At 58.8% G+C, this 12,426-nt stretch carries 12 protein-coding genes; 2 read left to right on the top strand and 10 right to left on the bottom strand.

All coding sequences use genetic code 11. The features are described from left to right. Positions 1-370 (top strand): hypothetical protein (locus J9789_RS15750; protein ID WP_209346626.1); only part of this gene is annotated, 370 nt, incomplete at its 5' end. A gap of 48 nt (positions 371-418) precedes the next feature. Here J9789_RS15750 and J9789_RS15745 read toward each other — a convergent pair. Then, complete coding sequence (locus J9789_RS15745) at positions 419-1,132, bottom strand: pseudouridine synthase (RefSeq protein WP_209346625.1); 714 nt, start codon at positions 1,130-1,132, stop codon at positions 419-421. A 99-nt stretch (positions 1,133-1,231) separates the two neighbouring features. On the opposite strand from J9789_RS15745, the gene J9789_RS15740 reads away from it, so the two are divergent. Next, positions 1,232-1,705: a DUF4830 domain-containing protein gene (locus J9789_RS15740; RefSeq protein WP_209346624.1), complete on the top strand. Its 474-nt coding sequence runs from the start codon at positions 1,232-1,234 to the stop codon at positions 1,703-1,705. Positions 1,706-1,758: 53 nt separating this feature from the next. Here the strand turns inward: J9789_RS15740 and J9789_RS15735 are convergent, their stop codons facing one another. The 9 genes from J9789_RS15735 to J9789_RS15695 all read right to left on the bottom strand — a co-directional run bounded on the left by J9789_RS15735 (position 1,759) and on the right by J9789_RS15695 (position 12,276). After that, the gene (locus tag J9789_RS15735; RefSeq protein ID WP_209346623.1) at positions 1,759-2,607 is read right to left on the bottom strand and encodes a mechanosensitive ion channel domain-containing protein; all 849 of its coding nucleotides are present in this window, start codon (positions 2,605-2,607) and stop codon (positions 1,759-1,761) included. Between the two features lie 274 nt (positions 2,608-2,881). Further along, positions 2,882-4,084: an elongation factor Tu gene (gene tuf / locus J9789_RS15730; RefSeq protein ID WP_209346622.1), complete on the bottom strand. Its 1,203-nt coding sequence runs from the start codon at positions 4,082-4,084 to the stop codon at positions 2,882-2,884. Between the two features lie 148 nt (positions 4,085-4,232). Beyond that, on the bottom strand, positions 4,233-6,338 hold the full coding sequence (fusA, locus tag J9789_RS15725; RefSeq protein ID WP_087335800.1) for an elongation factor G: 2,106 nt from the start codon (positions 6,336-6,338) through the stop codon (positions 4,233-4,235). A gap of 11 nt (positions 6,339-6,349) precedes the next feature. Further along, the gene (gene rpsG / locus J9789_RS15720) at positions 6,350-6,820 is read right to left on the bottom strand and encodes a 30S ribosomal protein S7 (protein WP_204245923.1); all 471 of its coding nucleotides are present in this window, start codon (positions 6,818-6,820) and stop codon (positions 6,350-6,352) included. A gap of 216 nt (positions 6,821-7,036) precedes the next feature. Continuing rightward, on the bottom strand, positions 7,037-7,459 hold the full coding sequence (gene rpsL / locus J9789_RS15715) for a 30S ribosomal protein S12 (protein ID WP_087187743.1): 423 nt from the start codon (positions 7,457-7,459) through the stop codon (positions 7,037-7,039). Positions 7,460-7,533: 74 nt separating this feature from the next. Continuing rightward, positions 7,534-7,776 (bottom strand): ribosomal L7Ae/L30e/S12e/Gadd45 family protein, encoded by a 243-nt coding sequence (locus tag J9789_RS15710; RefSeq protein WP_087335804.1) that lies wholly within the window; start codon positions 7,774-7,776, stop codon positions 7,534-7,536. Positions 7,777-8,008: 232 nt separating this feature from the next. Then, positions 8,009-9,394, bottom strand: coding sequence for an AbgT family transporter (locus tag J9789_RS15705; protein WP_209346621.1), 1,386 nt, complete (start codon positions 9,392-9,394; stop codon positions 8,009-8,011). A 36-nt stretch (positions 9,395-9,430) separates the two neighbouring features. Continuing rightward, the gene (locus J9789_RS15700) at positions 9,431-10,654 is read right to left on the bottom strand and encodes a M20 family metallopeptidase (protein ID WP_245185329.1); all 1,224 of its coding nucleotides are present in this window, start codon (positions 10,652-10,654) and stop codon (positions 9,431-9,433) included. A 38-nt stretch (positions 10,655-10,692) separates the two neighbouring features. After that, positions 10,693-12,276: an amidohydrolase gene (locus J9789_RS15695; protein ID WP_209346620.1), complete on the bottom strand. Its 1,584-nt coding sequence runs from the start codon at positions 12,274-12,276 to the stop codon at positions 10,693-10,695. Between the last annotated feature and the right edge of the window lie 150 nt (positions 12,277-12,426).

Genomic DNA, 12,426 nt, shown 5'->3' with positions numbered 1-12,426 from the left:
CCCGGCTGGCGAAGCTTTTTCTCCAGCTTGTTTTGTCATGCCCTTTTTCAGTCGCGCAATTTTTGCGGGACTTTTTTTATTTCAGCTATTGACTTTTGTTTGCAGGACTCCTTATATTTATCCCTACCTCAGTATTGTCAATCAATCTTCCGTACAGCCCCACACAAGGCCAGATCTGGATAGACGCGGAATTCCTTCCTTAAAATCCCGTTCTGTTGTTACAACTTACAGGGTCCTGCCATCGGTTTTTCCCGCAAAACAGCACCTTTTTCCGTCAGAAATCGACTCTGCCGGACAAGTTCATTCAACAGACACTATTATACCGGTTTTTTTTGCTCTTTTCAATAGGTTTTTCAAAGTTTTTTGGTGATATTGACTAAAACCTTCAAACCCCTGTTGGACAACATCCTCAGCCCACTCAGAGCCCAGCCACTGCCCGCAGAGCGTCCAACTCCTCCCCCGTCAGGGGCCGCCACTGACCCAGCTCCAGCTTCGGATCCAGAGACAGGGGACCCATGGTGAGCCGTTTCAGATAGCGCACCGGCTTGCCGCGGCTGGCCAGCATCCGCTTGATCTGATGATACTTTCCCTCCCGGAGAGTGACCAGTGCGGTATCCGGCTCCTCCAGGAGTTCCAGCCCGGCAGGCATGCACACCAAGCCGTCACCCAGGGTCATACCGGCCGCAAAGGTATCCACATCCGCCTGATTCAGCTGTCCATCCACCCGGACAAAGTAGACCTTGTCCACATGGCGGCGGGGCGCCAGCAGACGATGGGCCATCTCACCGTCATTGGTCAGCAGCAGCAGACCCTCGGTATCCTTGTCCAGCCGCCCGGCGGGAAAGAGCCCCACCCGCTTCAGGTGGTCGGGCAGAAGCTCCAGTACCGTGGGCTGCCTGGGGTCCTCGGTGGCGGACACCAGTCCCGCCGGCTTGTGGAGCATGAGATAGACCAGCCGCTCCCCCGACACCAGCTCGCCGTCCACCACAAACTGAGCGGAGGGGTCCCACTTTTCCTCCGGCGATCGGGCCACCGTCCCATTGACGGTGACCCGCCCTGCCCGCACCAGCTCCCGTACCTCCTTGCGGGACCAGCGGCCGGTATTAGCCAAAATCTTATCCAGACGTTCCACGGAAAGTCCTCCTTGTTTGTTTCCCCATTTCCCGGCATACTCGGCCCGTCGGGCACATATCTTTACCATACCAGCACTTTGGGAAAGGGGCGTTGCGCTGTGTTTATCATTACCGCCAGGGTCCGAAAGGGACCGATTCTGGCTGTGGCCGCCGCGGCGGCGGTGGTCTGCGGAGTCCTGCTGGCCGTGGCAGGACTGGTGGGCCGGGATACGGCGGTGTCCGGCGTGGTCAGCCCTACCGGCGTCAAGACCAACGAGGATCGGATCACTTATCTGGAGAGCTACGGCTGGCAGGTCTCCCAGGAGCCCTCCTCCGTGGAGGAGCTGCTCATTCCGGACACCTTTGACGAGAGCTACACCCAGTACCTGGAGCTGCAGTCCTCTCAGGGGTTTGACCTGACCGATTACTGCGGCAAGCGGGTGAAGCGGTACACCTATGAAATCTCCAATTACCCCACCGGTGAGACGGGCATCCAAGCAGGGCTGTTGATCTACAAGAATACCGTCATCGGCGGCGATGTGCTCTCTCCCCAGCTGGGCGGCTTTATCCACGGCCTGTCCATGCCCGGTTGAACTCCATCAGAAAAATGCGGCGCTCGGTGGAGCGCCGCTTCTCTGTTGTATGCTTATTTTTCCTGGATCACGTGGACATTCAGATGATTATAGGGAATCTCGATCCCCGCCTGGTCAAAGGCCTTCTTGATCTGATCCAGCAGATCATAGTACAGATCCCAGTAATCATCGGTGGCACACCACACCCGGATGCTGTACTCGATGCTGCTGTCCTTATAGGCGGATACCCGGACAAAGGGCTCCGGCGTGAACAACGCCTTGGGATGGGCGCCAACCACGCCCTTAATGACAGCAATTACCTGATCCGTGTTATTGTCGTAGGATGCATCGAACTTCAGGTCTACCCGACGCTGCTCTGCAGTGCTGTAGTTGATGATCTTCTCGGTAGAGATCTGGCCATTGGGCACGGAAATCACCTTATTGTCGATGGTAGACAGCTTGGTGTAGGCCAAACCCACCTCCTTCACGGTGCCGCTGACGCCGCCAGCCTCCACAAAGTCCCCCGCCTTGAAAGGCTTGGACACCAGCACCTGAATACCGCCAGCCAGATTGGACAGCGTGCCCTGGATGGCCAGGGAAACAGCCAGGCCGACCACACTCAGCACGGCCACAAGGCTGGTCATGGGCACGCCCACATAGTCCAGCACGATGCACAGGGTAATGAGCCACAGGATCACCCGCAGAGCAGCATGGATGAAGGTATGGAGGCTCTTCTCCATCTCAAGGCGCTGAAAGGCCCGGTCCGTCAGCTTCAGGACCACCTTCATTACCACCAGACAGCCTACAAAGAGCAGCACAATGGTGATGATTTTCTGTAAATTAAGGTTGCTAAAGAAACCTGTCACCGTCTGGATGGTCTCTTCGGCCTCCTCCGGTGAGATATTTGTAATATTTGTAAGCATAGCTTCCTTCCTTTCTGCGGTTATTCTATCATAGCTTCCAGCCTCAGACAAGCCCCGCAGTTCGTTGGGCATATAAAAGAAAAAGAGCCAGCCCTAAGGCTGGCTCTTTTCTGCTAAGCATCGCTTAAATGAAGAAGACCTGCCCTAAGGCAGGTCTTCTTACAATAAGGAGAATTACTCCTCGATGTCGATAACAACGCTTTTCCTTCGGGCGGGTGCCCTCCTAAAATGCAGAAGACCTGCCGAAAGGCAGGTCTTCTTACAATAAGGAGAATTACTCCTCGATGTCGATAACAACGCCGGAACCCACGGTACGGCCACCCTCACGGATAGCGAAACGCAGGCCCTTCTCGATGGCGATGGGGGTGATCAGCTCGACCTTCATGTCGACGTTATCGCCAGGCATGCACATCTCGGTGCCCTCGGGCAGAGTGATGACGCCGGTAACGTCGGTGGTACGGAAGTAGAACTGAGGACGATAGTTGTTGAAGAAGGGGGTGTGACGGCCGCCCTCGTCCTTGCTCAGGACGTACACCTGGCCCACGAACTTGGTGTGGGGGTGAATGGAGCCGGGCTTACACAGAACCTGGCCACGCTCGATGTCGGTCTTGGCAATGCCGCGCAGCAGGGTGCCGATGTTGTCGCCAGCCTCAGCGTAGTCCAGCAGCTTGCGGAACATCTCGATGCCGGTGACGACGGTCTTCTTCTTCTCGTCGGTCAGGCCAACGATCTCGACTTCCTCGTTCATCTTGATGACACCACGCTCAACACGGCCGGTAGCAACGGTACCACGGCCGGTGATGGTGAAGACGTCCTCGACGGGCATCAGGAAGGGCAGGTCGTCGTTACGAGCGGGAGTGGGGATATAGTCGTCGACAGCGTCCATCAGCTCCTTGATGCAAGCGAAGTCGGGATCGTCGGGGTTGCCGGACTCGCAGGTCAGAGCGTTCAGAGCGGAGCCCTTGATGATGGGCAGATCGTCGCCGGGGAACTCGTACTTGGACAGGACCTCGCGGACCTCCATCTCGACCAGCTCCAGCAGCTCCTCGTCGTCGACCTGATCGCACTTGTTCAGGAACACGACGATGGCGGGCACGCCCACCTGACGGGCCAGCAGGATGTGCTCACGAGTCTGAGCCATGGGGCCGTCGGTAGCAGCGATGACCAGGATGGCGCCGTCCATCTGAGCAGCACCGGTGATCATGTTCTTGATATAGTCGGCGTGGCCCGGGCAGTCAACGTGGGCATAGTGACGCTTGTCGGTCTCGTACTCCACGTGGGCAGTGTTGATGGTGATGCCGCGCTCGCGCTCCTCGGGAGCCTTATCGATGCTGGAGTAGTCCTCGTACTGAGCCTGGCCCTTCAGAGCCAGATACTTGGTGATAGCAGCGGTCAGAGTGGTCTTGCCGTGGTCAACGTGGCCGATGGTGCCGATGTTGACATGGGGCTTGTTACGCTCAAATTTAGCCTTAGCCATTTTGGTTGTTCCTCCTTAATTACATGTGTTGAGGTGGGACGTATTTCCACATAAATGCGAAAATATTGTATAGCATCACAGCGTAAAATGCAATACTTTTTTCAATTGCTTTCCAGCAGAAAGCATTCAGGCAGCGAAGGAAGCTAAATTAGTCTTCCTTGCGGCCGCGCTCAGCAATAATCTTGTCAGCGATGCTCTTGGGAATCTCCACATAGCTGTGGGGCTCCATGGAGTACTGGCCGCGGCCCTGAGTGGAGGAACGCAGGTCAGTAGCATAGCCGAACATGCTGGCCAGAGGCACCAGGGCATCCACCTGAGTGGCGCCGGGACGGCTCTCCTGGCCCTGGATCATGCCGCGGCGGCTGGTCAGGTCGCCGATGACGTTGCCCAGGTACTCGTCGGGCACGATAACGGAAACCTTCATCACAGGCTCCAGCAGGACAGGGTTGGCCTTGCGCATGGCCTCCTTGAAGGCCATGGAGCCGGCAATCTTAAACGCCATTTCAGAGGAGTCGACCTCGTGGTAGGAGCCGAAGGTCAGGTGGACCTTCACGTCCACAACAGGATAGCCGGCCAGGATACCCGCCTGCATGGCGCCCTGGATACCGGCGTCGACCGCGGGGATATACTCCTTGGGGATGACGCCGCCGGTGATCTCGTTGAGGAACTCATAGCCCTTACCGGGCTCGTTGGGCTCGATGGTGATGCGGACGTGACCGTACTGGCCCTTACCGCCGGACTGACGGGCATACTTGGTGTCCTGCTCGACAGACTTCTTGATGGTCTCCTTGTAGGCGACCTGGGGAGCGCCAACGTTGGCCTCCACCTTGAACTCGCGGAGCAGACGGTCCACGATGATCTCCAGATGGAGCTCGCCCATGCCGGCGATGATGGTCTGGCCAGTCTCCTCGTCGGTGTAGGTCTTGAAGGTGGGGTCCTCCTCGGCCAGCTTCACCAGCGCCAGGCCCATCTTCTCCTGACCAGCCTTGGTCTTGGGCTCGATGGCGACGCGGATAACGGGCTCGGGGAACTCCATGGACTCCAGGATGATGGGAGCCTTCTCATCGCACAGGGTATCGCCGGTGGTGGTGTTCTTCAGACCCACGGCGGCGGCGATATCACCGGCATAGACCTCCTCGATGTCCTCACGGTGGTTGGCGTGCATCTGCAGGATGCGGCCCATACGCTCCTTCTGGTTCTTGGTGGAGTTGAGCACGGAAGAACCGGTGGTGAGCTTACCGGAGTACACGCGGAAGAAGGACAGGCGGCCCACGTAGGGGTCGGTCATGATCTTGAAGGCCAGAGCGGAGAAGGGGGCGTTGTCGTCGGCGGGACGCTCGTCCTCTTCCTCGGTGTCGGGGTTGGTACCCTTGATGGCGGGGATGTCCAGGGGAGAGGGCATGAAGTCCACGATGGCGTCCAGCAGCTTCTGCACGCCCTTGTTGCGGTAAGAAGTACCGCAGGTCACGGGAACCAGCAGGTTCTCGATGGTGCCTTTACGCAGAGCGCGGCGGATCATATCCTCGGGGATGGGCTGCTCCTCCAGGGCCAGCTCCATGATCTCATCGTCGATGTCAGCACAGGCATCGATGAGCTTGGTGCGGTACTCCTGGGCCAGCTCCATCATGTCGGCGGGGATCTCCTCCACACGCATATCCTTGCCCAGCTCATCATAGTAGATGTCGGCGTCCATCTCCACCAGGTCGATGATGCCCTTGAAGGTATCCTCGGAACCAATGGGGAGCTGGATGGGCACGGCGTTACACTTCAGGCGGTCGTGGATCATGTTGAGCACGTTGTAGAAGTCAGCGCCCATGATGTCCATCTTGTTGACGTAGATCATGCGGGGGACCTTGTAGTGGTCGGCCTGACGCCACACGGTCTCGGACTGAGGCTCAACGCCGCCCTTGGCGCACATAACGGTCACGGAACCGTCCAGCACGCGCAGGGAGCGCTCCACCTCTACGGTGAAGTCCACGTGGCCCGGGGTGTCGATGATGTTGATACGGGTCTGGGGGAACTGGTTCTTGGAGCCCTTCCAGTAGCAGGTGGTAGCAGCGGAAGTAATGGTGATGCCGCGCTCCTGCTCCTGAGCCATCCAGTCCATGGTGGCGGTACCATCATGGGTCTCACCGATCTTGTAGTTAACACCGGTGTAGTAGAGGATGCGCTCGGTGGTAGTGGTCTTACCGGCATCGATGTGAGCCATGATGCCGATATTTCTGGTATTCTCTAAGGTAACTTTCCTAGGCATACTCTAACTCCTTACCAGCGATAGTGAGCGAACGCCTTGTTGGACTCGGCCATCTTGTGGGTGTCCTCACGCTTCTTGACAGCGGAGCCAAGGTTGTTGGAGGCATCCATGATCTCGCCAGCCAGACGCTCCTTCATGGTCTTCTCGCTGCGGGCGCGGGAGTAGTTGGTCAGCCACCGCAGACCCAGGGTCTGACGGCGCTCGGGCCGAACCTCGATAGGCACCTGATAGGTGGCGCCGCCCACGCGGCGGGCCTTAACCTCCAGGGACGGCATGATGTTCTCCAGAGCGGTGGTGAACACGTCCAGGGGATCCTTCTCGGTCTTCTCCTTGATAATGTCGAAAGCTCCGTAGACCACCTTCTGGGCCACGCCCTTCTTACCGTCCAGCATGATGCTGTTGACCAGCTTGGTCACCAGGACGGAATTGTAGATAGGATCGGGCAGAACCTCCCGCTTGGGTACGTTTCCTCTTCTGGGCACTTTGCTTCCCTCCTTCATAGTATGATTTCATAGGTACTCGAAGGCGTTTCAAACGCCCCCGTGTAAGACAAGTGCCTGCTTGTCCAGTGCCTCACAGGAAAACGTCCCTATATCTATAGGAAACGCTTCTGCAAGGACAACTGCCTTGCGCGATTGCGCGTTAATTCGATTCATGCGGCTGCAAACTTGCAGCGTAGTTGGAAGTAATCGTTATAATTACTTCTTGCCGGCCTTGGGCCGCTTGGCGCCGTACTTGGAACGGCCCTGCATGCGGTTAGCAACGCCCTGGGCATCCAGAGTACCGCGGATGATGTGGTAACGAACACCGGGCAGGTCCTTAACACGGCCGCCACGGATCATAACCACGGAGTGCTCCTGCAGGTTGTGGCCAACACCGGGAATGTAAGCGGTCACTTCGTAGCCGTTGGTCAGACGCACACGGGCGATCTTACGGAGAGCGGAGTTAGGCTTCTTCGGGGTGGAGGTACGAACAGCGGTGCACACACCTCTCTTCTGGGGAGAAGGCAGGTCGGTCTCACGGTTCTTCAGGGTGTTCAGGCCCTTCTGCATAGCAGGAGAATTGGACTTGTAGGTCACGGCCTCGCGTCCCTTGCGAACGAGCTGGTTAAACGTAGGCATGGTTTTCCTCCTTTCTTTGTTTCTGAGAAATATATTTTAACGGAATAATCAGAAATTATACCGTTAAAACCAAATCAGTGCAGCAGCGCGGCCACGGCGCTGCCCACGGCGATACCGCAGGCGGAGCCAAGCTCCTTCATCTGCGCTACCTGCTCCACAGGAACGCCCTTCTCAGCGCACAGCGCTTCCACCGGGGCGGTCACCGCCGGATCGGCGTCCTGGGCCAGGAAGACCACAGCGGCCCGGCCATCGTCAATGGCGCGGCGGGTCTGCTTGACCCCTACCACTTTGGCGCCCTGTTTGAGTTGTGTCAGCATTGGGTATGCCTCCCGTTCCTTGATATCCCGGGAGTTCCGGGCTCTTCCGGCCCGTTGTTTCCCTTCCGCAGGCATACCTGCGCAATTCCGGATTATATCATACCCCAAAATGTAAGTCAATCAGAAAATCACTGGATTTTCTAAGTGTTTCGGGGCGTTTCCCGTCGGAATGCCGAGGGGCGGCGTACCGACCGGTACGCCGCCCCTGTCTGGGGAGTTATATAAGGAAGGCTTAGAAGGGTCCGTAACCGATCTGGTTGGCAATGACAACGAGGGCAAAGCCAGCCGCAATCAGGCAGGCATAGATCTTCCAGGCAAACTTGAACCAGTGGCCGTAGTCCATATCACACAGGGACAGGGCCAGCAGAGCGGAGGTGGGCCAGAAGGTGTTGGTGAAGCCGTCGCCGTACTGGTAGGCCAGCACCATAACCTGCTGGTTGATACCCAGGACCTGGCCCATGGGCTGGAGGATGGGCATCAGGACCACAGCCTTGCCGGAGCCGGAACCCACGAAGAAGTTGAAGGCGGTGACGAACGCGTAGACCACCAGCAGGGTGATAACGGGGCTCTTGCCGTCCAGCACGTCGGCCATAGCGTGGATGATGGTGTCGGTGATGTTACCCTCGGTGAGGATGACGGACACGGCGCGGCTCAGACCGATGACCATGGTGGGAGCCACCACGCCGGCCATGCCCTTACCGAACTCGGTGCAGGCCTTGGAGACGTTGGTACGGGAGATGATGACGGCCAGGATGGTCACGGGGAAGTAAACGGCAGTGATCTCAGGCAGGCCCCACTTCCACAGCAGGGAGCCAACCACGGAGATGACGATGGTAACCAGGAAAGCCAGGATGATGACGATCCGGCCGGTGGTAAACTGCAGGCCCTCCTCAAACTGCATAGGTGCAGTCTGCTCCTGGAGGTAGTTCTCGCCCATGACGCTGTTCTTGGGGTCCTTCTTGATCTTGATGCAGTAGCGCACCAGAAAGAACAGAGCGATGGCGTAGAAGATTACCAGACCGATGGCGCGGAAGCCAATGCCGGAGTACATGGGCAGGCCCACCAGGGTCTGGGCCACGCCGGTGGTGTAGGGGTTAACCATGCCGCAGGTGAAGCCCACAGCGGTGGACAGCAAGATAATGGCGGTACCCACCATTTTGTCATAGCCCAATGTGATGAACAGGGAAATAATGATGGGATAGAAGGGATAGAGGGCATCCAGGTAGCCGATGACGCCCATGCCGGTGAACAGGGTGAAGAACAGGATCACCATGGCCAGGCCTTTGCCGTTGGCCTTGCGGATCAGGGTCTGGATACCGGCGGAGAAAGCGCCGGTGTACTGGATGATCTGGATGCAGCCGCTGATGAGCAGCACGGCGCCGATGATGTTGGAGCTCTCAACCACACCCTGATGGATGGCGGTGAAGAAACTCAGGAAGCCAACGGGGGTCTGCTCGGCATAGGCGAAGCTGTCGGGATCTACTGCGCCGTCCACGCGGACGTAGCTGCCGGCGGGTACCACATAGGTCATGACGGTGACCAGCAGCATCAGGATCAAAATGACTGCGTACACATGGGGCATGCTAAAGCCCTTTTTCTTTTGCAATGTCTTTCCCATTCTCAAATCCTCCTCTATATTACCAGCTTGGAGCGCTTACTTGTCTGCCTTGCTCTTAAGCCACTTTACCGCGCTGTTGGCCAGGATGGCGGTGCCGAGGGCAAAGGCGCTCTCGTCCAGCACCATGTTGGGGTTATGCAGGGGATAGCCGTCGGGGGAACCCGCGCCCATAAAGGCATAGAAGCCGGGCACATGGCGGGTCACATGACCAAAGTCCTCGGCGCCCTTTATGGGGGGCACGGGCTTTACATTTTCTTCGCCCAGGATCTCGGCGGCAAAGGGGACGATCTCCGCGGAGAAGTCCGGATCGCACACCGTGCTGGGGGTCTTGAGCACCCGCACGTCGTAGGTGCCGCGCCAGGCCTTGATATAATGATCCAGGATCTCAGGGATGCGCTCGATCAGGTGGTCGTAGGCCTCCGGGCTGAGGGTACGGAAGGATACCATGATCTCCGCAGTGTCAGGGATGATGTTGGAGGCCCGGCCGCCGTTGAGGGCGCCCACCGTCATGGTGGCAAAGGCCTCGGGGTCCACCTCCCGGGGAATGAGCATGTTCAGGGCGGAGCACACCTGGGTGGCAATGTTCACCGGGTCGATGGTCTTCTGGGGCTCGGAGGAGTGGCCGCCCTTGCCCTGGATGCTGACAATAAAGGTAGCCATGGCACCGGAGGCCACGCCGGGAGAGTAGTTCAGCTTGCCAACCTCCACCTGGGAGCCCACGTGGAGGGCCATGGCGGCGTCCACCTTGGGGTTCTCCAGCAGGCCGTCGTCCACCATGGTGCGGGAGCCGTAACCCATCTCCTCACCGGGCTGGAACATCAGCTTCACGGTGCCGGGCAGCTCATCCTCCATATCCTTCAGGATCTGAGCCGCACCCAGCAGCATGGCGGCATGGGCGTCGTGGCCGCACATGTGAGCGGTGTTTCCCTTGGAGGCGAAGTCCAGACCGGTGGTCTCCTCCATGGGGAGGCCGTCCATATCGGCCCGCAGCAGGATGCAGGGGCCACCCTTGCCGATGAGACCCACCACGCCGGTGGACTCGGGGGCGTCGGGATAGCCGGCAAACACCATCTTTTCCCGTTCCTCCTTGGTGTGGACGCCGCAGTCATGATTGGGTATGCCCATCTCGGTCAGCCGCTTTTTCACATATTCCGCCGTTTTGGGGGTATACACGCCCACCTCGGGGATCTGATGCAGACAACGCCGATCGGCGATGATCTGCGCCTCGATGGCTCGGGCCTTTTCCAGCATCTCATTCATTAGGGAGCTCTCCTTTCTATGCCACGCGGCTGCCCGCGTTATGCCTGATATACGGTAACTCCGTTGAGCACGGTCTCCAAAACTCGGACCTGGGGGAACTGGCTGGGCTCGGTGTCAAACAGGTCCTGCTCCAGCACCACCAGGTCGGCCTGCTTGCCCACCTCCAGGGTACCCCGGACCGCTTCGTCCCGGCTGGGCCAGGCAGCGTCGGAGGTAAAGAGGCGAACGGCCTGTTCCACGGTGAGGGCCTGCTCGGGCAGGTAGGTCTTGGTGCCCACCCGGTTCTGCCGGGTAATGGCGGAGCGCATGTTGTCCAGTACATTGAAGGGCTCCACCGGGCAGTCGGAACCGCCGCTCACCCGCAGGCCCAGGTCCAGCATGGCCTTCCAGTTGTAGCAGTCCTTGGCGTGCTCCTCGCCCACCCGCTCGGCAATGATGTTCATGTCGGCGTCGATGAAGATGGGCTGGATATAGGCCTGGAGGCCCAGCGCCTTCATCCGCTCCAGCAGCGCGGGGGTGGTAGTCTGAGCGTGGACGATGCCGTGGCGGTGATCCGGCCAGGGGTTGGCGCCCTCCGCCTTCTCCATGGCGTCACACACCTTCTTCAGAGCCAGGTCGCCGATGGCGTGGACCGCCACGTCCATGTGGACGTCATGGGCAGCCTGAATGCGGCGGCACAGCTCTTCCTCTGTATAAATGGGAATGCCGTGGTTGTCAAGCTCGTCCACATAGCCGTCGATCATCTCGGCGGATTTGGCGCCCAGGGAGCCGTCCTGGAGCAGCTTGCGGGGGCCGGTGCGGAACAGGCTGGTCCGGTCGGCCGGATCGCTGCGCACACCCTTGAGCCGTTCAAAGTCCTCGGGCTCCACCAGGCACTGCTCGTACACCCGCACGGTCAGCTCTCCGTCGGCCTCCATCTCCCGGTAAATGCCGATGAGCCGGATGGGATCCATGCCAGCGATGGCCATCAGGTCATCGGAGTGGACGCAGGTGATACCGGCGGCATTCAGTTCCTTCTGGCCCTCCCGGATCAGCTGCTTCACGTAGGCGTCGTCGGCCTGGGGCAGCACGTCCATATAAAGCCGGGCGGCATTCTCCCGCAGGATGCCGTTTTCAAAGTCCACCAGAGCCATGACCTCGGGCTCCACATTCTTCAAGGCCCGGATCTTCTCCAGCATCACCGTATTGCAGGCGGCAATGTGGATGCAGGTGCGCAGCATACACACCGGGATGTCGGTGGAAATGCGGTCCATATCCTCACGGGTCAGCAGCCGCCCCTCCTCCATGGTCTCCTGGTTCCAGCCCATGCCGATGAGGTAGTCGGGGTGCTCCGCGTCAATGCGGGCCTTGCAGCGCTCCACCACCTCGTCGATGGTCTTTACCCCGAACAGAGGCACGTTCCGCCGGAACATGGCGTAGTGGAGCAGGTGCATGTGGGTGTCGCTGAAGCCGGGCAGTACCGCGGCTCCTTTCAGGTCCACCCTTTCATCCCACTGCTGCTCCAGCGCCTCCTGGCTCGTTCCCAGAAATACGATCTTGCCGTTCTGGGTGCCGATGGCCTCATAGCGGTTCATGGATCCATCCATAGATGTCACTACACCATTGTAGCGAAGTTTTCGCATATCCATCTTCCTTTCTCGCCGTCGCTTTGTTTTGCCTTTTTAACTTGCAACTGGCGTGCCAACTTTTTGTCAAAACGCAAAAAAGCCGTTCTATCCGCCTTTTCTGCCGGAAACAGGGTCTTTTTCCCCCTCCGGCGGGCGGACAGAACG

This window comes from Flavonifractor sp. AGMB03687, from assembly GCF_017811815.1.
GTDB lineage: Bacteria > Bacillota > Clostridia > Oscillospirales > Oscillospiraceae > Flavonifractor.
Note: the sequence above shows the minus strand (reverse complement) of the source record. Positions and strands in the feature narration are given on the sequence as shown.